Source organism: Allobosea sp. LC85, from assembly GCF_000735605.1.
Lineage (GTDB): Bacteria > Pseudomonadota > Alphaproteobacteria > Rhizobiales > Beijerinckiaceae > Allobosea.
The window spans coordinates 118,792-140,316 of sequence record NZ_JPKG01000034.1 but is presented as its reverse complement, the minus strand read 5'-3'; the positions used below and the strand labels follow the sequence as shown (position 1 = coordinate 140,316).

Below are 21,525 nucleotides of genomic sequence, written 5' to 3'. Positions count from 1 at the left end.
ATACATATAAAGGGAGGCAGCATGTTTGACCTGACGGGGAAGAAAGCCCTGGTCACCGGCGCGACCGGTGGCCTCGGAGGCGCGATCGCCCGCACGCTTCATGGTCTCGGCGCCAGCGTCGCGCTGTCCGGTACGCGGGTCGAAGCGCTCGAAGCTCTCGCGGCCGAACTCGGCGAGCGCGCGGTGATTGCGCCCTGCAACCTGTCGGACAAGGATTCGGTCGAGGCACTCGTCCCGGCTGCCGAGGAGAAGCTCGGTGGGCTCGATATCCTCGTCAACAATGCTGGTGTGACGCGAGACAATCTTTTCCTTCGCCTCAAGGACGAGGACTGGGACAGCGTGATCGCCGTCAATCTGACCGCGGCGTTCCGGCTGTCGCGGGCGGCCGTGAAGACGATGATGCGCCGCCGGTATGGCCGCATCGTTTCGATCGGTTCAGTTGTCGGCGTCACCGGCAATCCCGGGCAGGGCAACTATGCCGCCTCCAAGGCCGGCCTGATCGGGATGTCCAAGGCCCTGGCGGCGGAAGTCGCGAGCCGCAACATCACCGTGAACGTCGTTGCACCGGGCTTCATCGAGTCGCCCATGACCCAGGCCCTTAACGATAAGCAGCGCGAGGGCATCCTCGCCGACGTACCGATGGGCCGATTGGGTGTGGGTGACGATGTTGCTGCGGCGGTTGCCTATCTCGCTAGCAACGAGGCCGCTTACGTGACCGGGCAGACGCTTCACGTCAACGGTGGAATGGCAATGATTTGAATGCCTTGAGAAGGTTCTTCGTAACCTTCCGAGATCGGTTTCCGGCTCTCGTCAGCTATCGACGAGTATGTTAACTAGCGCCGTCGCGCTGCAGCGCGCGTGCTCAGGGGGACTTGACGCGAACCCTGTTGTTGCGTTTGTGCAGCCTTAAGAGTTCCGCCCCGGCGGCATTCCGGAAGGGGTGCCGGGTGGCGGGAGCGGTTCCCTACACGCATCGCGATCCAGCGATGCGTTTCAAGCTTTGAGGAAAAGATCCATGAGCGATGTCGCCGAGCGCGTGAAGAAGATCGTGATCGAGCATCTCGGCGTCGAACCCGAGAAGGTCGTCGAAGGCGCCAACTTCATTGAAGATCTGGGTGCCGACAGCCTCGATACGGTCGAGCTCGTGATGGCTTTCGAGGAAGAGTTCGGCGTCGAGATTCCGGACGATGCGGCTGAGACGATCGTCACGGTCGGTGATGCCGTCAAGTTCCTCTCGAAGAGCGCCTGATCGGCCTCTGGCCGTTACTGCATCATGAGCCCACGCAGCTACACCATGCGACGTGTCGTGGTGACCGGGCTTGGCATGGTGACGCCGCTTGCATGCGGCGTCGAGCCGACCTGGTCACGTCTGATCTCCGGCGCCAGCGGCGCCGGTCCGATCACGAGCTTCGACGCGAGCGACCTTCCCGCCCAGATCGCCTGCAATATCCCGCGTGGCGATGGTTCCAACGGCACCTTCAATCCTGACGATTGGATGGAGCCCAAGGAACAGCGCAAGGTCGATGATTTCATCGTCTTCGCAATGGCAGCTGCGACGCAGGCGCTCAATGATGCCGGGTGGAAACCCGAAAGCTATGAGGACCAGATCGCGACCGGTGTCGCGATTGGTTCCGGCATTGGTGGGCTCGGCGGCATCTATGAAGCGTCGATCCTGCTCAAGGAGCGCGGCCCGCGCCGCCTCTCGCCTTTCTTCATTCCCGGCCGGTTGAGCAATCTCGCCGCCGGCTATGTCTCGATCACGCACGGCCTCAAGGGGCCGAATCACGCAGTGGTCACGGCCTGCTCGACCGGTGCCCATGCCATTGGCGACGCCTCGCGCATGATCGCTCTCGGCGATGCCAAGGTCATGGTCGCGGGCGGCACCGAATCGGCGATCAACCGCATCGGCATTGCCGGGTTCTGCGCTTGTCGTGCTCTGTCCACGGGCTTCAACGACTCGCCCGAGAAGGCCTCGCGTCCGTATGACAAGGATCGCGACGGCTTCGTGATGGGCGAGGGGGCAGGGGTCGTCGTTCTCGAGGATCTCGAGCATGCCAAGGCGCGCGGCGCGCGCATCTATGCCGAAATCGTCGGCTATGGCATGTCGGGGGACGCCTATCACATCACCTCGCCGGCTGAGGATGGTGACGGCGCCTATCGTTGCATGTCGGCGGCGCTTGATCGTGCTGGCGTCACCGCGGGTGATCTCGACTACATCAACGCGCATGGCACCTCGACCCAGCTCGGCGACGAGATCGAACTGCGGGCAGTCGAGCGGCTGCTCGCCAACGCCCCGCGGAAGCCTGCCATGTCCTCGACCAAGTCGGCGACGGGACACCTGCTCGGCGCGGCGGGCGCGATCGAGGCGATCTTCACGGTTCTCGCGATTCGCGACCAGATCGCGCCGCCGACGATCAATCTCGACAATCCATCCGTCGAGACCGATCTGGACCTGGTGCCGAATGTCGCGAAGAAGCGCGGCATCGAGATCGCCCTGTCGAATTCCTTCGGTTTTGGCGGGACGAACGCCTCGCTGGTGATCCGTCGTTTCGTTGACTGACGCATCGGCCCAAAGGGCTCAGCGCGCTTTCGCCATAATTTCTGCTAGTCTGTCATCGGATTTCGGGACAGGCTCGAAATGCGTCGCATCGCAAGGGCATTGCGGCGAACCTCACGACACCAGAACGCGAGCGCCAGCACTGTGAACACTTCGCCCCGCGTCGCCCCGAAGAGCCCGAGCGAGGCGTTGAAGCCGGTAGCGCCGCCTGCGCCGCCGCCGAAGGTGCGTCGCAGGAGGCGCAATCCCTTCATCGGAATGCTCAGCGGGTTGTTCACGACTGCGCTCGTATTGGCCGGCGTCGTCGGTGCCGGAATCGCGGTGGTCGGCAGCCAAAGCAAGGCGCCTGGGCCGCTCGCGAGCGACCGTGTCCTGATCATCCCCAAGGAAAGCGGTCTCACCGAAATCGCCGAACTGCTTCAGCGCGAGGGGCTGATCGAGCATCCCTGGACCTTCAAGGTTTCGGCGCTGATCTCCGGCAACTGGACCAAGCTCAAGGCGGGTGAGTACCTGTTCAAGGCCCGCGCCAGCCAGCAGGACATTCTCGACATCATTGCCGAGGGCAAGGCGGTCGAGCATTCGATCACAGTGCCGGAAGGCCTGACCAGCGAACAGATCATCGCGCGGCTGCGCGACAATGATCTCCTCACGGGCGACGTCATTCAGGTGCCTCGCGAGGGGACCATCCTGCCCGATACCTTCAAGTTTCCGCGCGGGTTCACACGGCAGGCGATCGTCGACCGGATGACGCGCGATCAGCGCCGCATCCTCAACGACGTCTGGAATCGCCGCCCTGCGGACCTGCCGATCAAGACGCCGCAGGAGTTGGTGATCCTGGCTTCGATCGTCGAGAAGGAAACCGGCCGTGCCGACGAGCGCCCGCGCGTTGCCGGCGTCTTCATCAACCGTCTGAACCGCAAGATGAAGCTGCAATCCGACCCGACGATCGTCTACGGGATCGTCGGCAGCAAGGGCACGCTCGGCCGCGCGATCCAGCGTAACGAGATCACGCAAGCGACGCCCTACAACACCTATGTCATCGACGGCCTGCCGCCGGGCCCGATCGCCAATCCGGGCCGCGCCGCGATGGAGGCCGTAGTCAACCATTCGCGGACCAAGGATCTCTATTTCGTTGCCGATGGCAGCGGCGGGCATGCCTTCGCGGAGACCTTGGAGCAGCATAACCGCAATGTCGCCCGTTGGCGGCAGGTCGAGTCGCAGCGGCGCGAAGCGGGCAAGCCCTCGCCGGATTCCAACGTCGACAAGGTGGAGCCGCCGCCGGCGCCGGATAACCGCACCGAGGCGCCTGGCGCCTCGCGGGCCGCTGATGCGACGTCCGGGGACACCGAGACCGCGGCGGGCAACCGACGAGCGTCGGCGGATGGTCCGGCGGGGACGCGCGTGCGCGCCTTCGATGCGTCGGAAGGGACGAACCGGGATCCCCTGCTGAACCGAAGCTACGATCTCAACTCGCCCAAGCAGGTTCCTGCACTGCGGCCCTGAGCAGCAGCGGCAAGCATTGGCAGCCGCACTGATTTCTCCCCATCTTCGCGCTGCCGAGTGTGCAGCGCGACTTGCGAGTGGTGTTTCCCCTCACTACGGTCCCGCCGCATCAGATACAGCGTCAAGCGGCGATCCCGTGCAGTTCAATCGCACGGTGAACCGTCGGGGGAGTTTCAGCGTCCATGGCGATCGAGAGCATGACCGGATTTGCCCGCGCAGCCGGTACCGCAGGACTTCATGCCTGGGCATGGGAAATCCGCAGCGTCAACGCGCGCGGCCTCGACGTGCGCGTCCGGGTGCCCTCCGGATTCGAAGCCCTGGCCGAGGCGGCACGCAAGCGCCTGGGCGGCGCTTTTTCTCGCGGCACATTGCACGTCAACCTCTCAATCAATAGCGATGCCCGGCCGGCGAAACCACGTATCAACGAGGCTGTGCTCGCTGGCCTACTGGAATCCGTTGCGAGACTGCCTGCGTCTGACGGAATCCGCCCAGCCTCCTTTGACGCGCTCCTTGGGATTCGCGGCGTGGTCGAGATTGCCGACGAGGACGAGGATGTCCTGGCGCTGCTCGAACCTCCCTTGCTTGCCGGCCTGGAAGCAGTGGTCCTTGGTCTCAAGGAAGCGCGCTCCGCCGAGGGGCGAGCGCTTGAAGCCGTTCTCACCGGGCACCTTGCCAGCATTGCCCGGCTGACCGACGAGGCGGAGCAGCATCCCGGGCGGACTGTGGACGCGATCCGCGCACGGCTCGCGACGCAGGTGCAGGCTCTGCTCGATGCCAGCCCGGCGCTCGATCCGCAGCGCCTGCATCAGGAGGCTGCGCTGCTTGCGGTCAAGGCCGATATCCGCGAGGAGATCGACCGGCTGCATGCTCATGTCGCCGCGTTGCAGGCCCTGTTCGCTCAGGGCGGGCCGATCGGCCGCAAGCTCGACTTTCTCGCGCAGGAGTTCGGGCGAGAATCGTCAACGCTTTGCGCCAAGGCTGGTGATGCCGGGCTGTCGCGCATCGGGCTCGAATTGCGCACGGTCGTCGACCAGATGCGCGAACAGGTTCAGAATGTGGAGTGACGGCTGATGGCCGATCTGGTGCGCCCGGCCCGTCGCGGCCTGATGTTGATCCTGTCCTCTCCATCGGGAGCGGGCAAATCGACTCTGACGCGAACCCTGTCGCAGAAGGAAACCAATCTCGATCTGTCTGTCTCGGTCACGACCCGGCTCAAGCGCCCCTCCGAGATCCATGGCGTCCATTACCACTTCATCGACCGTCCGGCCTTCGACACGTTGCGCGAGCGCGATGAACTGCTGGAATGGGCCGAGGTCCATGGCAATGGCTATGGGACGCCGCGCAAGCCCGTCGAGGACGCGCTGAAGGCTGGCCGCGATGTGCTCTTCGACATCGACTATCAGGGCACGCAGCAGATCCTTGAAAAGGCGCGCGAGGATGTCGTCGCCATTTTCATCCTGCCGCCGTCGATGGCGGAACTGCGCTCCCGCCTTGTGCGTCGCGCCGAGGATGCGCCAGAGGTTATCGCCAAGCGGCTCGACAATGCCCGCGACGAGATCGCTCGCTGGAGCGTCTACGACTACGTCATCATCAATGACGATCTCGGTGCTGCCTATGAATCGGTCCGCGCCATCCTCACCGCCGAGCGCTTGAAGCGTTCGCGCGCGGTTGGCATGAGCGAATTTGTCGCCGGGCTCCTCAGCGAGGCAATCTCGTAAGGAGCACTGCTATCCGGTCTTCAGCGCAGCGAAGGCGTTGGCGAGGCGCACGAAACCTGAAACGGGCACTTCTTCTGCGCGCGCCGTTGGCGACAGCCCCGCGGCATCGATCATCGGCTGCGGATCGGGCGTCACGGCCTTGAGGCTCTGGCGCAGCATCTTCCGGCGCTGGCCGAAGGCAGCGAGAGTGACACGCTCCAGCAATCTCTGTTCGCAGGGCTCTAGCTTCGGCCGCGGCACGAGTTGAACGACCGAAGACGTGATTTTCGGCGACGGCACGAAGGCGGACCTGGGCACGTCGAACAGGATCTTGGTTTCGCAGCGCCAGTTCGCGAGAACGGCCAGCCTGCCATAGTCGGCGCGCTGCTCCGGGGTTGCGACGATGCGCTCCGCCACCTCGCGCTGGAACATCAGCGTGAGCGAACTCCACCAGGAGGGCCAGGGTTCCAGGCTAAGCCAGCCAACGAGCAGCGGCGTGCCGATATTGTAGGGCAGGTTCGCGATGATCCGGGCGGGCAAGCCGCCGAGATGAATGGAGAGGTCGACTGCAAGCGCATCGCCGTCGATCACCTCAAGCCGGCCCGGGTAATGTGCGGCGATCTCGGCCAGTGCCGGCAGGCAGCGTCGATCACGCTCAACCGCGATGACACGTCCAGCCCCGTTGGCGAGCAAGGCACGCGTCAACCCTCCGGGGCCAGGGCCGATTTCCACCACTGTCTCGCCGTCAAGCGGACCGGCGGCGCGGGCGATCCTGCTCGTCAGGTTGAGATCGAACAGGAAGTTCTGGCCCAGCGATTTCTGCGCCATCAGCCCGTGGCGTTCGACCACCTCGCGCAGCGGCGGCAGCGTGTCGATCTGACTCATGGCAGGCGGCTTTCGGAATGGGCTGCCATACGGGCTCCCAGCCGCAGCGCGGCGCAAAGGCTGTCGGGGCGGGCAATGCCGCGGCCTGCGATGTCGAAGGCCGTCCCGTGATCGGGTGACGTGCGGATGAAGGGCAGGCCGAGCGTGACGTTGACGCCCTCGTCGAAGGCAATCGTCTTGATCGGGATCAGGGCCTGGTCGTGATACATTGCCAGTGCCGCGTCGTAGCCGGCGCGGGCGCGGGAATGGAACATTGTGTCGGCAGGATAGGGACCGCTGGCGTCGACTCCCAACGCCTTGAGGCGCGCGACAGCCGGCGCCACCACCGCAGAATCCTCCGTGCCCAGCGCTCCGCCTTCTCCCGCATGCGGATTCAGCCCGCTCAATGCGATCCGCGGCTGCGCAATTCCAAAGCGGGAGGCCAGTTCGCGAGCGACAATTCGCCCAGTCTCGACAATGAGATCCGTCGTGAGCAGCGATGGTACTGCGCTGAGCGGCACGTGGATCGTCACCGGAACGACCGCCAGATCTTCACACCAGAGCATCATCACGGGGTGGGGCGCTCTGCCTCCATCCGCCGCAAGATGCGCCAGATATTCCGTGTGGCCGGGGTGGGAGAAACCGGCGGCGTAAAGAACGCTCTTGGCAATGGGATTGGTGACTAGTGCTGCCGCATGCCCTTCGCGCACTGCAGCGACGGCACGATCAATCGCCTCGATGGTCCCCGAAGCCGTGGCCGGATCAGGGTGTCCGGATATCACGATCGCGGTCTTCTCCAGCGCGATGACGGGCAGGGCCTGTTCGAAGAGCGCCTCCGCCTCATGCCAGGTGCAGCGCGCGACGGGTACATCGAGCCCAAGCCGCCGTGACAGGCTTTCCAAAAGGCCGGCATCGGCAATGCAGGCGAAGGGTGGAAGTGCCGCAGATTCCCGCAGCAGCCAGGCCTTCAAGGCGAGCTCCGGCCCGATGCCTGACGGATCACCTTGCGTGAGAGCGAGCAGTCGCGGCGACACCTGTTTCTCCACCCGCACCGGCTCGCGCGCAGCAACCCTGATCCCATTCTCAGCGCGAGGTGACACCGTCACCCGTCGATTGGCCCAGGTTCTGCGAGTAGCTGATCTCGCCCAAGGTGCGCAGTTCAAGCCGGAACATCACCGTTCGCGTATCCTTCGTGGCGCCGGACTGCCGGTCGGCGTAGGACTGCGAATAGGAGACGTCGAACACGGTGCATTCGTCCGTGTAGTTGATACCCAGGCTCATCGAGGCGGGTTGGAACAGGCCGGTCTTCGGGTAGGTGATTGCCGCAAGCGCCGCGGGATCGAGCTGCGCCGCAGCGACGGCGTCGCGATAGCGCTCCCGGTCGAACTTGTACTTGTCGAGGTCGAACAAGACCCCGGCTCGTACGCGCCAGTACTGCGCGACCCCGAGCGAGCCGTTCAGGCCGAGACCCTCGCGCCGCCGCGGAATGCCCAACTCGGGTTGGGGCTCATAGCGGCCATAGGTCACCGAAGTCGTCACAACGCCATTGCTGTATGTGGCGCCTGCGTCGATCCGCTGCGCCTCGAACGTCGTTTCATCCAGCCGCGCCGCGCCAGTCAGGAAGAAGTTCCTGAACGGCGAGATCTGCGCCCGGGTTACGAAATCGGACTGTTTCGTTTCGAGGCCTGAATCCAGTCCGGCATTGACAAGGTCGGCTTGTGCGAAGGAATTGCGCCCGGCGAGATTGAAGGACTGGCCGACAAGGAAATTGGCGTAGGCCTCCTTGCCGAAGCGGCCCGTGTACAGTGCGCCGACATTCGCACGCGTCCCACCCTCGACCCGATCATAGCCGGAGAACTTGCCGCTCCACTCGAACAGGTTGGTGTCGTCGAAGACGAGGCTTTGCGCGTCTTCGTTGGCGACGCGCAGGACATTGGTCTCATTCGGACGCGCAACGATCTGGGCGACGGGCTCGATGATATGCGTGCCCCACGAGGTCTTTGCCACGAAGGGGTAGCGGTACATCAGGCCGACCGCCGGCATGACGCGTCCGAAGACATCGTCGGATGTGTTGAAGATCGAGGACACGTTGGCGTTGGCAAAGCCGGTCGTCGAGGGATTGACCGAGAAGATGTCCGCGCGAACCGACGCATAGGGCGTCCAGACCTGCCCGATCGAATCGATGAAGTTCCGCCGCCAGGACACGTCTGCCGTCGCGCGAGCCACCGAGCCGCCGATGCCGCGCACCAGGCACTGGTCCTTCTGGTAGACCGCGCAGCCGTCATACAGCTGGTTCGGCGTGGTGAGCAGGAAGGTCTTCTGGGCCGGAATCTGCTGAAAGGCAGCAGCATCGCGCGTCAGGTTTGTGACGTTCACATTGAACGCCAGTTCACCGCCAATGACGTCCGGCTTGTGCACTCGCTTGTTGTAGTCGAGCACCGGCAGCACGACGGGCTGCTGCTTCTGCCAATCGGACGAGGTCAGAGGCTGGAAATAATAGCCTCGCAGGTCGAACCAGGCCGTCGGGCTCTGGCCGTTGAGATAGCCCGTAGAGATCGATTCCTGCAAAAAGGTGGTCGAGCTGATGCTCTCGCTCCGGATCCGATAGTTCTTCCAGAACCAGCGGTCCGTTGACATCGCGACGTCCCAGCCGAAGGACCAGCGCGGATTCAGGTAGAATTTGCCCGTGGTCTCCACTGAACCGCGGAAATTATCATCGGCTGCGCCGAACGGCGTTGCGAGGAAGGCATCCGGCTCCGCCTGGAAGATACCGGCAGCACGGATGTTATAGGATCCATTGACGAGCCGGTGACGCCACTCGGCCTGACCGAGGAAGCCCTGCCGCGAGAGATAGCTTGGCGTGACAGTCAGATCATAGTTGGGAGCGAGGTTGAGGAAATAGGGCAGGCCGACGCCGAACCCGAGCGCTCCGGTGTTGGTGAAGGTCGGCGACAGGAAGCCGCTCTTGCGCTTCACCGTCGAATCCGGACCCGACATGTACGGGATATACGCAATAGGAACTCCGGCGAATTCCAGTCGGGAGGATTCGTAATAGATTGTCTGCTCGGACTTCTTGTGGATGATCCGAGCCGAGCGGACCTGCCACAGCGGCGGTCTTTCGGGCTTGTCCTTGCACGGCTCGCAAGCCGTGTAGATGCCCTTTTCAAAGACAAAGGTCTCGCCGTCCGTGCGCTCCGCGCGCGGTGCGGTAAACCGCGTCTTGTCCGGGTTCACGACGCGCAGCGAATCAATGAAGCCGTCACGGAAATCGTCGGTCAGATTGAAGCGATCACCGGTGATGACGGTGCCGTTCGATTCGGTGATCCGGGCATTGCCGCTGGCGATGACGCGCTTGCTGGCGCGGTCATAGGTGACCTTGTCGGCTTCGATCGTACGTCCCTGATAGAGAATCTGGACGTCGCCAACGGCCGAAACGCTGTTGTTCTTGTTGTCGTAGACCAGCTCGCGCGCGTCGACGACCATGCGCTCCTGCGGCTTCGCCGGAGCTTGCGCCAAAGCGCCCCCTGCCGTCAGGCAATAGGTCAAGCTCGAGGCGAGGGCGGTCGCCGCGGCAAAACGAGCCATGCGTCTCACGCCAGAGGCCATACGCTCAATCCAAAATTAACCATAGGCACAGTACAAGTTACCCGTCTTCCTGGTGAAGGAGAGCGAGCGCCCCGAGCATCGTCCCCACAACCGCCGGCAACCACGCGGCCACCATGGGATTGACGATCCCCGATGCCCCAAGTTCTTCCGACAGCTGCGTCGCCACATAGAGCACGAACCCGGCCGCCACGCCACCTATCACCAATCTTGTGACACCACCAAATCTGAAAAATCTTAAGGAAACGGATGCCGCCACCAAGATCATGGCGACAAGCAGAAGCGGCCGCGCCTTGAGCGACTGATAACGCAGTTCGTAGCGTGTGGAATCAAGGCCCGCCTTCTGTGTTCGTTCGATCACCGTCGGCATCGACCAGAACCCGACAGCGTCAGGCGGGGTGAAACTTTGCCGCACTTGGTCGGGCTCCAGAGTCGTCGCGAGCAGATAGGTCGTGTAGCTCTGTGGCTCTTCCGTGGCAGACACGACGCGCGCGTCGGTCAATTCCCAATAACCGCGATGCAGGACCGCTTCCCGCGCCTCCACGCGCTCGTTAAAGCCGCCATTCGCGTCGAAGTTGAAGACCGCGACCTGCGAGAGACCTGACGCGTCCGGCAAGGCCGCCGCGGCGCGAATAATCGCCTGCCCGTCGACGCTCCGTTGGCGGATCCAGATTTCCTGCGCCCCGGACGCCTGCGTGCTCCTCGCGAACAGCCTGGCTTCGAGGGTCGTCGCGCTCCGCTTCAGTTCGGCTGCGAGCGGGTTGTAGATCATGATCGAGACAAAGCCGATCACTGCTGCGACCAATGCGGCAGGCTGCAGGAATTGCCAGGCTGAGACGCCGACGGAGCGGGCTACCACGAGCTCCAGCTTTCGGCTCAGCGTCAGCAGAGCGAACATGCCGCCGAACAGGACGGCGAAGGGGAAGATCTGTTCCGCCACTGCCGGCGCACGAAAGAGCGCGAGTTTGATGATCTGCGGCGTCGTCGCGAGCGGAGAATCGCCGGCTCGACGCATCAGTTCGACGAAATCAAGCGTCAGGATCAGAAAGAAGAAGGTGCTGAACACGCTGATGATGGCGCGTGCGAAGCGCTTCGTCAGGTATCGGCCGAAGGTCGAGACAAGCAGCATCAGGCGCGACGCAGGCGAGAGGGCAGGGCGGAAAGCGACAGGACGATAGGCTCGAACAGCTTGTTGAGCCGCGGCCGCAGCGACGCGCCAAACATGATCAGGGTCGTGGAGCAGATGATCGTGACCAGCGGCAGAAGGTAGAGCAGGACGACTGCAAAACCGGATCTGACGCTGGCCGTCCATGCGGCGTAAGCGCCGATGCGGACCGCGCCGACAATCAGAATCGCTGCCTGGATCGCGACATTGCGGCCCTGACGCGTTGTTCGCGCTTCGCCGAGGGCGGCGAAGGCAACGAGCATGAACGCGATCGGATAGAGCGGTGCCGAAAGACGATTGTGCAGTTCGGCGCGGAACCGCCCAGCCTGCAGCTTGTAATAGGCCTCATTCGGGTCCTGTCGCAGCAAGGCCCACGTCGTGCGTTCGCGTGGCTTGTAGATCACCTTGTCGCCATTGCCCTCGCCATCGCCGCCTGTCGGCTCGCCCGACAATGCAGACAGATTGAGCGCATAGCGTTCGAAGGAGATGATCGAAGTCGATTCCTTGTTCTTGGCCTCGCGCTGAATCGTTCCCTTCTCCAGCATCAGGAAGCTGTTGCCCTCTGATTCCACGGTCCGGCCGCGTTCGGCGATATAGACGGCGGGCTGGCTGGGGTCGCGGCGGTCCTGCATGAAAATGCCGAGCAGCGCGTCACCCGAACGCTCGCGGTAGTGAAACGTCACGCCGGAATCGAGTGAAACGAACTGGCCTTCCTTCACGACATTGGCGACGAAATCAGCCCTGATCAGCGTGATCAGGTCCCGCAGCGCACGGAACCCAGCGGGCATGACCGAAATCGCCATCCAGCCGACAAGGAGCGAGGTCGCCAGCGTCAGCACGATGAACGGGCGGGTCAGCCGGTAGGGCGCGACTCCGGCCGCATTCATGACGATCAACTCCGAATCGCCGTTCAGACGATTCAGCGTGTAGAGCGTTGACATGAACAGTGCGACCGGCGCGATGCCAGCGATCAAGGCTGGCAGCGAAAGCAGCGTCACCGTGAAGAAGATATAGATCGTCTGGCCCTTACCGGTGATCAGGTCGACCTCGCGCAGGGCCTGCGTCACCCAGATCACGCTCGTCAGCCCGATCAGAAGCACGATCGCTGCGACCGCGGCGATCTTCAGGATGTAGCGGTCGAGACGGAGAAGACGCACGCGTTAGCTTCCGGTGACACCGAGGGCGAGGCTCCCCTTGGACGGTTCGCCAAACACTCCCTATGGTATAGCCACGATCATGGCGCAAACGGGAATCGTTCGCACCATGTTCACGACCTTCCTGATGAGCCCTATTCCCGCCAATTGTGAGCAGCTTATGTCGCAGCGCCTGAAGCTTGAGGTCAAAGCCCTGAACACAATCGGCGGGCATGACCTCGTCATTTTCGTGTCGGACAAGCTGACGCCCGCCAAGCTTGCCGAGGATTGGCTTGGAGAGGGCGCTCATGCACTGCTCGCCCGGGCCGCGGCAGCCGACAAGTTCAAGGGCAAGGCGTTCTCCGGGATGACATTGCTGGCGCCCGACGGGGCTGGGTATGAACGGCTGGTCGTCATCGGAGTCGGGCCGGATGGAGATCGCGATAAGCTCGATTTCGCCAAACTCGGCGGGGCTGTCGCAAGCAAGCTTGGTAGTGGCCGCTCGGCCGATGTGATTATCGCCCTGCCTGACGCTGAAATCAGCGCTGAGCAAGCTGCCGCGATCGCTCTCGGGTTGCGACTCCGGGCCTATGTCTTCGACCGTTACAAGACCAAGACCCGCGAAGCCGACGAGGCCGATCCGATCACCGTGACGCTGCGCACACCCGACCCGGCGGCCCTCAAGAAGGCCCTCAGGGCGTGCGAAGCCGTCGCCGGCGGCGTCGAGATTGCTCGCGATCTCGTGAACGAGCCGCCGAATGTGCTCTATCCCGAAGAGTTCGCCGAACGCGCCGCAAAACTTGAGAAGCTCGGTGTCGAGGTCGAGATTCTCGATGAGAAGCAGCTCAAGAAGATCGGCATGCGGGCCCTGCTCGGCGTCGGCCAGGGGTCGCGCCGCGAGAGCCGCGTCGTCGTCATGCGCTGGAATGGCGCCAAGCCGGGCGCCAAGCCCGTCGCCTTTGTCGGCAAGGGTGTCACGTTCGACACTGGCGGCATCTCGCTGAAGCCGGGCGCCGGCATGGAGGACATGAAGGGGGACATGGCTGGCGCTGCCTGCGTCACCGGGCTGATGCATGCACTCGCAGCGCGCAAGGCCAAGGTCAATGCGATTGGCGTGATTGGGCTGGTCGAGAATATGCCGGATGGCAACGCCCAGCGCCCCGGTGACATCGTTACCTCGCTTTCGGGGCAGACCATCGAGATCATCAATACCGACGCCGAGGGACGGCTCGTCCTTGCCGATGTGCTCTGGTACACGCAGGACAAGTACAAGCCGCGCTTCATGATCAACCTGGCGACCCTCACTGGAGCGATTCTGGTAGCGCTCGCACAGGAGAATGCCGGGCTCTTCTCGAATGATGACGAGCTGTCCGAGCGCCTGGCAGTCGCTGGCAAAGCCACTGGCGAAACGGTCTGGCGCATGCCGCTTGGCGCAGCCTACGACAAGATGATCGATTCAAAGTTCGCAGACATGAAGAACTCGGCCGGGCGCTATGGCGGTTCGATCACCGCTGCGCAGTTCCTGCAGCGGCATGTCAATGAGACGCCCTGGGCACATCTCGACATCGCCGGTACCGGCATGGGCTCCCCGACCAGCGAGACCAATCGCTCCTGGGGTTCAGGCTGGGGCGTGCGCCTCCTCGACCGACTCGTCGCAAATCACTACGAGACCTGAGTCTCTCTCGAAACATTGTTTCGCAATGCTCTGACACGAAAGGGCTTTCATGGCGGAAGTCCTGTTCTTCCACCTTCAGTCACGTCCGCTCGAGCAGGTTCTTCCGACCATCCTGGACCGGGCGCTGTCGCGCGGCCAGAAGGTGGTGGTCGAGGTCTCCAGTCCCGAGCGCGCGAGTGTGCTGGACGATCATCTCTGGACCTATGCGGATGACAGTTTCCTGCCGCATGTCATGGCGAGCGAGCCGGATGCGCCGACAAATCCGGTCGTGCTGACGACGCAGCCCCATAATCCCAACGCGGCGCAGGTCCGAATCTGCGCTGACGGCGTCCGCATTCCCGACGCATTGCAGGATTACGAGCGCGTCGTCCTCATCTTCGACGGCGACGATCCCGACGCGCTCGCGGCTGCGCGCGAGGATTGGAAGGCGGTTCGTGCCACTGGTGCGGCGGCCAGCTACTGGCAGCAGGACGAAACCGGTCGCTGGGAGAAAAAAGCGTGAGATTGGCTGTTCTGTTCGGGTGCGCTGTGGCTCTGGGCGGGTGTTCCGTCGATATTGGCGGCTTCTCCTTTACCAAGGATTCCAGCGGCACGCGAACCAGCAGCGCTTCAGCCCGCGCATCCACTCAGGAAGCCTTGCTGACCGCCGATGGCGGTTGCGAAGCGGATGTTTCGCTGGATCCGTCGACGCGTTCGCAGCCAAAGGAGATCGCGCTCGGCGTGACCGAATGCGAACTCGTGAAGCTGAAGGGCGCCCGACCGACGGATGTCCTCATCGGCGAGAGCGGCAAGGGGCAGCGCGAGGTGCAGGTGCTCTATTCCGAACCCGGTGGACGCGAGATCTATATGTTCACCGACAACCGTCTCAGCCGGATCGTCAAGCCGGGACAGGGGCAGGGTTGAGGCATCGGCCCGAAAAGCGGATACGGTATCCGGTCTGATGATCTAAGCATCAGACGATAGGCTCGGGTTTCGCCCATGCCCATCGTCGAGGTCGTTTCAGGCGTTTTCGAGCTCCTCGCTCAGCCCGAGCCATTCTTCCTCCGCGGCAGTCAACGCCTCCGCCAGCTCCGCGCGCTGCCGTGAGAGCTGCAGGGCCTTTTCCGGATCGCGCGCAAAAGCGGCGCCGTTGCCGAGCACGCCGTCGACCTTCTCGATCAACCCGGTCAGCTTGGCGATCCGTGCCTCGGCCAGGTTCAGCTTCTGGCGCAGCGGCCCTTGGGCCACACGTTTGACGGCTGCGCCCTTGCGCTCTTCGGCCTTGCTGTTGGAATTCGCAGCCTCTGTGGGTTTCTCGCGACGGGCAGCCTTGGCGCCACCGAGGACGAGGGCGCGATAATCCTCCATGTCGCCGTCAAAATTCTTCACCGTGCCATCTCCGACGAGCCAGAGCCGATCGGCACAGGCTTCGATCAGGAACCGGTCGTGGCTGACCAGGATGACCGCGCCGGGATAATCGTTGATGGCCTTGACCAGGGCCGTGCGGCTGTCGATGTCGAGATGGTTCGTCGGCTCGTCCAGGATGAGCAGATGCGGGCCCCCGAAGGCCGCGATCCCGAGCATCAGCCGCGCTTTCTCGCCGCCGGACAGGTTTTTGACCGGCGTATCCGCCTTGCTCGCGGGAAAGCCGATCTGTGCCGCTTTCGAGCGCACCTTGGCTTCCGGGGCATCGGGCATCAGGTCGCGCAGATGCGCGACCGGTGTTTCCTCCATCCGCAGTTCGTCGAGCTGATGCTGGGCGAAATAGGCGGTCTGGAGCTTCGATGAACGCCGCAGATCGCCTGACAGGGGGGGGAGCCGCCCGCCGATCAGCTTGCAGAAGGTCGATTTGCCGTTGCCGTTCGAACCGAGCAGCGCGATGCGGTCGTCCGGCAGCAAGGTGAGGTCGAGCCGCGACAGCACCTTGCGCTCGCCATAGCCCGCGCTGACATCGTCCAGCACCACCATGGGCGGCGAGAGCGGCCGCTCCGGCCCGGGAAGGCTGAACGGCTGCACATCGCGGTCGACGATGGTCGCGATCGATTCCATCTTCTCAAGCCGCTTGACGCGCGATTGCGCCTGGCGCGCCTTCGAGGCCTTGGCCTTGAAGCGATCGACGAAAGCCTGGAGATGCTTGCGCTCGGCGTCCTGTTTCTCGCGTTGCTTGGCGAGCAGCATCTGCTTCTCGGCGCGCTGACGTTCGAAGGAGGAGTAACCGCCACGATAGATCGTGAGTTTGCCCTGATCGAGATGCAGGATGTGGTCGACGCAGGTGTCGAGCAGTTCGCGGTCGTGGCTCACCACCAGGACGGTGTGCGGATAGCGCTCCAGATAGTCGTAGAGCCAAAGCGTGCCTTCGAGATCGAGGTAGTTGGTCGGCTCGTCGAGCAGCAGCAGATCCGGTTCGGCGAAGAGCACGGCAGCGAGCGCAACGCGCATCCGCCAGCCGCCCGAATAATCGGAGCAGGGGCGTTGCTGCGCTGCCTCATCGAAGCCGAGCCCGTGCAGCACGGTCGCTGCCCGGGCCGGGGCCGCATGCGCGCCGATATCGGCGAGCCGGGTCTCGATTTCGGCGATGCGCAGCGGGTCGGTCGCGGTCTCGGCTTCCTTGATCAGGGCGGCGCGCTCGGTATCGGCTGCTAGCACGACCTCGATCAACGATTCTGGACCACCCGGAGCCTCCTGGGCGACGCCACCGATCCGCATGCCCCGCGGCACGCTGACCGAACCACCTTCGGGCGAGAGATCGCCGGTTATGATGCGGAAGAGCGTGGTCTTGCCGGTGCCGTTGCGGCCGACGAGGCCGACGCGTGATCCGTCCGGCAGGGCCGCACTGGCCCGGTCCAGGAGCAGCCGTTCGCCGAGCCTGTAGGTGATATCGTTGAGCGTGAGCATGGCGCGGATTTAGGGCCTGGAGCCATGGCAAGCAATGGTTAACGCTGCGGGCTAACGCGATCGAAAGGTCAGTCGTGCTTTTGACATGAAGCGGCCACGGCACCGCCGGAGCTGCCCTTCAGCCATGGGATTGCGTCTACATCCATGATTCGCAAAGAGAAACCGATGCATCTCAGCCCCCGGCATATGATTCAGCGGCGACTCTCCACGACCGCGGCCGCCCTGGCGATCATTTCCCTGATTCTGGGCAGTGCCGGTGCATTGAGCGCGCTTCTGGTCGATCGTCGCGCCGAGCCCGCCGTGACCTGGCAATCCATGCCGCAGCAGGATGCCGGCACGACTTCGCTCAGATAGGGCCGGTTGGCTGCCGCCCTTGCCGCAAGGATGCCCCGAGGTTAACGCTGTCCCATGAGCCGCAGAACCGCTTTCTATCCCGGATCTTTCGACCCCATCACCAATGGCCATGCCGATGTGATCGCTGGCGCTTGCCGGCTGTGCGACAGGCTGGTGCTCGCCATCGGGGTCCACCCGGGCAAGGCTCCGATCTTCTCGGCCGACGAGCGCGCGCACTTGCTGCGGGAGGTTGCAGGCCCGATTGCCGCTGCTGCCAAAGTCGCGATCGAAGTCGTGACCTTCGACTATCTCGCCGTTCAGGCGGCCAGGGAGGCAGGCGCGACCATCATGATTCGCGGCCTGCGTGACGCAACGGATTTCGACTACGAGATGCAGCTTTCCGGCATGAACCAGGCCATGGTGCCCGAGTTGCAGACCGTATTTCTGCCGGCTTCTGCGAGGACGCGCCACATCACTGCGACGCTTGTGCGGCAGATCGCTTCCATGGGGGGCGATGTCTCGGCTTTCGTGCCATCCGCGGTCAGCGGTCGACTCAAGGCGAAGTTCCCGGCGCGCTGACCCAGCGACAGTCGAGAGCCGAGCCGATCGTTTGGCATCTTCCTCCGCATTCTGCGGATTTGCGTTTGCATTTTGCCGGCGGCGATGGTGTCTCTGGGACAACATGACTCGCTGCGCGCTGAGCCGCGTACTGCCCTCGAACGAGTTTTCCGATGCGCCTTTCCCGCTACTTCCTGCCGATCCTGCGTGACACGCCCAAGGAAGCCGAGATCGTCTCGCATCGCTTGATGCTGCGCGCCGGCATGATCCGCCAGCAATCGGCAGGAATCTACTCGTGGCTGCCGCTCGGCCTGCGGGTGCTCAACAAGATCAACGCCGTGGTGCGCGAGGAGCAGAATCGTTCGGGCGCCATCGAGGTTCTGATGCCGACCATTCAGTCGGCCGATCTTTGGCGCGAGAGCGGGCGTTACGACGCCTATGGCAAGGAGATGCTGCGCATCAAGGACCGGCATGACCGCGATATGCTGTACGGGCCGACCAACGAGGAGATGATCACCGACATCTTCCGGTCCTATGTGAAGTCCTACAAGGACCTGCCGCTCAATCTCTACCATATCCAGTGGAAGTTCCGGGATGAGGTCAGGCCGCGCTTTGGCGTGATGCGCGGGCGCGAGTTCCTGATGAAGGACGCCTATTCCTTCGATCTCGACCAGGCCGGCGCGCGGCACGCCTATAACCGCATGTTCACCGCCTATCTGAGGACCTTCGCCCGGCTTGGCCTGAAGGCGATTCCGATGCGCGCCGATACCGGCCCGATCGGGGGCGACCTCAGCCATGAGTTCATCGTGCTCGCGTCCACCGGCGAGAGCGAGGTTTTCTGCCACAAGGACTATCTCAGCTTCGAGACGCCGAAGGTCGATACCGACTTCGATAGTGTCGACGGGTTGCAGGCCATCGTCGACAAATGGACGAGCCTCTACGCAGCGACCGAGGAGATGCACGACAAGGCGGCGTTCGACGCGGTTCCCGCCGGTCAGCAGCTGTCGGCTCGCGGCATCGAGGTCGGTCATATCTTCTATTTCGGCACGAAGTATTCCGAACCGATGGGCGCGACGGTGACCGGGCCCGACGGGCAGCAGGTGCCGGTGCATATGGGCTCCTACGGCATTGGCCCGAGCCGCCTCGTCGCAGCATTGATCGAGGCCGGTCATGATGATGCCGGCATCGTCTGGCCGGACGAAATCGCACCGTTCGACGTCGCCGTGCTGAACCTGAAGACCGGCGACGCCGCGACCGATGGCGCCTGCGAGCAGCTCTACAGAGCGCTTTCGGCCAAGGGCTATGACACGCTCTATGACGATACCGACGACCGGCCGGGCGCCAAATTCGCGACGGCCGACCTGATCGGCGTGCCGTGGCAGGTCATCGTCGGCCCGAAGGGGCTGGCAGACGGCAAAGTCGAAATCAAACGCCGCGCCGGCGGGGAGCGCGAACTCGTCTCGCTCGCGGCTGCGCTGGAACGCTTCCCGGGCCGCCCGGCTTGAGTGGGAGCCTCATGATCGCGGAGCGGAGCAGGCGCCGATGAACGTGGCGGTAGAGTCGATGTCGACCGAAACGAAGCAGCCTACCGGCACGCGACCCTTTGCGGGTTTCGAATGGCTGCTGGCCGGGCGTTACCTGCGCACGCGTCGGCGTGAAGGCTTTGTCTCGGTCATCGCCGGCTTCTCTTTCCTCGGCATCATGCTCGGGGTCGCCACGCTGATCATCGTGATGTCGGTGATGAACGGCTTCCGCAAGGAACTCCTGGAGAAGATCGTCGGCGTCAACGGCCACATCTTCGCGACGCCGATCGATCGCCCGCTCGATGATTACGAAGCGGTCGCGGCACGGCTGCGGCAAGTTCCCGGCATCAAGCTCGCAATCCCCTTGGTGGAAGGCCAGGCGCTCGCTTCGTCCCAATATGCCAATGGCGGTGTGCTGGTGCGCGGCATTTCCGAACGAGATCTGAAGTCGATCCCCTTCATCGGCAACAATATCAAACGCGGTACGCTCGATGGTTTCGACGCCGCCGCCGGCGTCGCCATCGGCAGTCGGCTTGCTGCGGCGCTTTCGCTGACGGCTGGCGACACGATCACGCTCGTTTCGCCGAAGGGAGCCTCAACGCCGTTCGGGACCGCTCCGCGCATCAAGGCCTATCCGATCCAGGCGGTCTTCGAGATTGGCATGACCGAGTTCGACGCCTCGTTCGTCTTCATGCCGCTGGCGGAATCGCAGGCCTATTTCAACCGCGACGGCGATGTGAACGTCATCGAGGTCTTCATCGACGACCCGGACCGGACCCAGGTCGTGCGCGATGCGATCGAGGCCGACGCGCCACGGCCGCTGGTGCTGTCCGATTGGCGACAGCGCAACCGCACCTTCTTCAACGCGCTCGAGGTGGAGCGGAACGTCATGTTCATCATCCTCACCCTGATCGTGCTGGTGGCAGCGCTGAACATCGTCTCGGGCCTGATCATGCTGGTGAAGGACAAGACCGAGGACATCGCGATCATGCGCACCATGGGTGCATCTCGCGGAACCGTGCTGCGCGTCTTCCTGATCACGGGGGCGGCCATCGGCGTGTTCGGCACATTGGCGGGACTAGGCTTGGGCGTTCTCTTCGCCAACAACATCAAGTCGATCATGGCCACGCTGAACTGGATCACCGGCGCTAATCTCTGGGACCCGACCGTACGCTTCCTGAGCGATATCCCTTCTGTGATCGACTGGCGGGAAGTGGCGAGTGTCGTCGCGATGGCGCTGGTCCTGTCGCTGCTGGCGACGCTGTATCCGGCCTGGAAGGCGGCGAGGCTGGACCCGGTCCAGGCCTTGCGGATGGGTTGAGGCAGAAGAACCCGTGGCCATGCAACGCGAAACACCGACGCTCTTCCTCTCCCAGATCGAGCGCTATTATCCCCAGACCGACGCCCCACTCGAAATCCTCCGCAAGGCGGATTTCGCACTGTGGCCAGGCGAGCTCGTCGCGCTCGTCGCGCCGAGCGGGACCGGCAAATCGACGCTCCTCCATGTCGCCGGTCTGCTCGAGAAGCCGGATGGCGGCGAGGTCTTCGTCGGCGGAATCGCGACCAGCAAGCTGGACGACAAGGGCCGCACCCGGCTGCGCCGCACCGAGATCGGCTTTGTCTACCAGTTCCATCACTTGCTGCCCGAGTTCACGGCGCTCGAGAACGTCATGCTTCCGCAGCGCATTCGCGGTCTGCGGAAGCGGGAAGCCGAGGAGCGGGCGACTGAATTGCTCGCCTTTCTCGGGCTCGGCGAGCGGCTGGATCATCTCCCCGGCGAGCTTTCGGGCGGCGAGCAGCAGCGCGTCGCAATTGGGCGTGCGGTCGCCAATGCGCCGCGTCTGCTCCTTGCGGACGAGCCGACCGGCAATCTCGACCCCCACACCTCACTGCATGTCTTCAACACGCTGGTGGCCTTGGCTCGGGCTTCGGGTCTCGCGGCCCTGATTGCAACCCATAATCTCGACCTCGCCCGGCGGATGGACCGGCAGGTGACGATTCGGGACGGGCTGGTCGTTCCGCTGCGCTAGCTCGGATGCG

The 21,525-nt window shown here is 63.6% G+C and carries 21 protein-coding genes; 14 read left to right on the top strand and 7 right to left on the bottom strand.

Annotated features, from left to right (window positions below):
* The first annotated feature begins 21 nt into the window (after positions 1-21).
* From fabG to fabF, 3 genes are all read left to right on the top strand, one after another.
* The gene (gene fabG, locus FG93_RS17895) at positions 22-759 is read left to right on the top strand and encodes a 3-oxoacyl-[acyl-carrier-protein] reductase (RefSeq protein ID WP_043236753.1); all 738 of its coding nucleotides are present in this window, start codon (positions 22-24) and stop codon (positions 757-759) included.
* 256 nt (positions 760-1,015) lie between these two features.
* Entirely contained in the window at positions 1,016-1,249 is a 234-nt protein-coding gene (locus FG93_RS17890) for an acyl carrier protein (RefSeq protein ID WP_043236751.1), read from the top strand.
* Positions 1,250-1,294: 45 nt separating this feature from the next.
* Complete coding sequence (fabF, locus tag FG93_RS17885; RefSeq protein ID WP_043236903.1) at positions 1,295-2,560, top strand: beta-ketoacyl-ACP synthase II; 1,266 nt, start codon at positions 1,295-1,297, stop codon at positions 2,558-2,560.
* Between the two features lie 44 nt (positions 2,561-2,604).
* Here fabF and FG93_RS33650 read toward each other — a convergent pair whose 3' ends face one another.
* The gene (locus FG93_RS33650; protein ID WP_244448648.1) at positions 2,605-2,835 is read right to left on the bottom strand and encodes a hypothetical protein; all 231 of its coding nucleotides are present in this window, start codon (positions 2,833-2,835) and stop codon (positions 2,605-2,607) included.
* Here FG93_RS33650 and mltG point away from each other — a divergent pair.
* The 3 genes from mltG to gmk all read left to right on the top strand — a co-directional run bounded on the left by mltG (position 2,828) and on the right by gmk (position 5,778).
* On the top strand, positions 2,828-4,060 hold the full coding sequence (gene mltG / locus FG93_RS17880) for an endolytic transglycosylase MltG (protein WP_244448647.1): 1,233 nt from the start codon (positions 2,828-2,830) through the stop codon (positions 4,058-4,060). The two genes, FG93_RS33650 and mltG, sit on opposite strands and share 8 nt — an antisense overlap.
* A 182-nt stretch (positions 4,061-4,242) precedes the next feature.
* The gene (locus FG93_RS17875) at positions 4,243-5,124 is read left to right on the top strand and encodes a YicC/YloC family endoribonuclease (protein ID WP_043236749.1); all 882 of its coding nucleotides are present in this window, start codon (positions 4,243-4,245) and stop codon (positions 5,122-5,124) included.
* Between the two features lie 6 nt (positions 5,125-5,130).
* Complete coding sequence (gene gmk / locus FG93_RS17870) at positions 5,131-5,778, top strand: guanylate kinase (protein ID WP_043236747.1); 648 nt, start codon at positions 5,131-5,133, stop codon at positions 5,776-5,778.
* Positions 5,779-5,787: 9 nt separating this feature from the next.
* Here gmk and rsmA read toward each other — a convergent pair whose 3' ends face one another.
* From rsmA to lptF, 5 genes are read right to left on the bottom strand one after another with little or no spacing between them, the layout of a single operon-like run.
* Entirely contained in the window at positions 5,788-6,642 is an 855-nt protein-coding gene (gene rsmA / locus FG93_RS17865; protein WP_043236746.1) for a 16S rRNA (adenine(1518)-N(6)/adenine(1519)-N(6))-dimethyltransferase RsmA, read from the bottom strand.
* Positions 6,639-7,655, bottom strand: a complete 1,017-nt coding sequence (gene pdxA / locus FG93_RS17860; protein WP_043236900.1) for a 4-hydroxythreonine-4-phosphate dehydrogenase PdxA — start codon at positions 7,653-7,655, stop codon at positions 6,639-6,641. The genes rsmA and pdxA overlap by 4 nt, the downstream gene beginning before the upstream one ends.
* Before the next feature lie 49 nt (positions 7,656-7,704).
* Positions 7,705-10,206 carry an LPS-assembly protein LptD gene (locus FG93_RS17855; RefSeq protein WP_052513901.1) on the bottom strand — a complete coding sequence of 834 codons (2,502 nt, stop codon included), beginning with the start codon at positions 10,204-10,206 and terminating at the stop codon, positions 7,705-7,707.
* A 58-nt stretch (positions 10,207-10,264) separates the two neighbouring features.
* Positions 10,265-11,353 carry an LPS export ABC transporter permease LptG gene (lptG, locus tag FG93_RS17850; protein ID WP_043236742.1) on the bottom strand — a complete coding sequence of 363 codons (1,089 nt, stop codon included), beginning with the start codon at positions 11,351-11,353 and terminating at the stop codon, positions 10,265-10,267.
* On the bottom strand, positions 11,353-12,546 hold the full coding sequence (gene lptF, locus FG93_RS17845; RefSeq protein ID WP_043236740.1) for an LPS export ABC transporter permease LptF: 1,194 nt from the start codon (positions 12,544-12,546) through the stop codon (positions 11,353-11,355). Before lptF ends, lptG begins: the two co-directional genes overlap by 1 nt.
* Before the next feature lie 157 nt (positions 12,547-12,703).
* On the opposite strand from lptF, the gene FG93_RS17840 reads away from it, so the two are divergent.
* From FG93_RS17840 to FG93_RS31940, 3 genes are read left to right on the top strand one after another with little or no spacing between them, the layout of a single operon-like run.
* On the top strand, positions 12,704-14,197 hold the full coding sequence (locus tag FG93_RS17840; RefSeq protein ID WP_043236898.1) for a leucyl aminopeptidase: 1,494 nt from the start codon (positions 12,704-12,706) through the stop codon (positions 14,195-14,197).
* A gap of 49 nt (positions 14,198-14,246) precedes the next feature.
* Positions 14,247-14,699 (top strand): DNA polymerase III subunit chi, encoded by a 453-nt coding sequence (locus tag FG93_RS17835; RefSeq protein WP_043236738.1) that lies wholly within the window; start codon positions 14,247-14,249, stop codon positions 14,697-14,699.
* Positions 14,696-15,100, top strand: coding sequence for a hypothetical protein (locus FG93_RS31940; RefSeq protein ID WP_043236736.1), 405 nt, complete (start codon positions 14,696-14,698; stop codon positions 15,098-15,100). Before FG93_RS17835 ends, FG93_RS31940 begins: the two co-directional genes overlap by 4 nt.
* Positions 15,101-15,196: 96 nt before the next feature.
* On the opposite strand, the gene abc-f is transcribed toward FG93_RS31940, so the two are convergent.
* On the bottom strand, positions 15,197-17,071 hold the full coding sequence (abc-f, locus tag FG93_RS17825; protein ID WP_043236734.1) for a ribosomal protection-like ABC-F family protein: 1,875 nt from the start codon (positions 17,069-17,071) through the stop codon (positions 15,197-15,199).
* A 165-nt stretch (positions 17,072-17,236) separates the two neighbouring features.
* On the opposite strand from abc-f, the gene FG93_RS17820 reads away from it, so the two are divergent.
* The 5 genes from FG93_RS17820 to FG93_RS17800 all read left to right on the top strand — a co-directional run bounded on the left by FG93_RS17820 (position 17,237) and on the right by FG93_RS17800 (position 21,515).
* Positions 17,237-17,425 (top strand): hypothetical protein, encoded by a 189-nt coding sequence (locus FG93_RS17820; protein WP_152579497.1) that lies wholly within the window; start codon positions 17,237-17,239, stop codon positions 17,423-17,425.
* Positions 17,426-17,479: 54 nt separating this feature from the next.
* On the top strand, positions 17,480-17,983 hold the full coding sequence (coaD, locus tag FG93_RS17815; protein ID WP_043236731.1) for a pantetheine-phosphate adenylyltransferase: 504 nt from the start codon (positions 17,480-17,482) through the stop codon (positions 17,981-17,983).
* A 152-nt stretch (positions 17,984-18,135) separates the two neighbouring features.
* Positions 18,136-19,467 carry a proline--tRNA ligase gene (gene proS, locus FG93_RS17810; protein WP_043236729.1) on the top strand — a complete coding sequence of 444 codons (1,332 nt, stop codon included), beginning with the start codon at positions 18,136-18,138 and terminating at the stop codon, positions 19,465-19,467.
* Between the two features lie 37 nt (positions 19,468-19,504).
* Entirely contained in the window at positions 19,505-20,806 is a 1,302-nt protein-coding gene (locus FG93_RS17805; RefSeq protein ID WP_052513900.1) for a lipoprotein-releasing ABC transporter permease subunit, read from the top strand.
* A 19-nt stretch (positions 20,807-20,825) separates the two neighbouring features.
* Entirely contained in the window at positions 20,826-21,515 is a 690-nt protein-coding gene (locus FG93_RS17800) for an ABC transporter ATP-binding protein (protein ID WP_043236728.1), read from the top strand.
* Positions 21,516-21,525 lie beyond the last annotated feature (10 nt).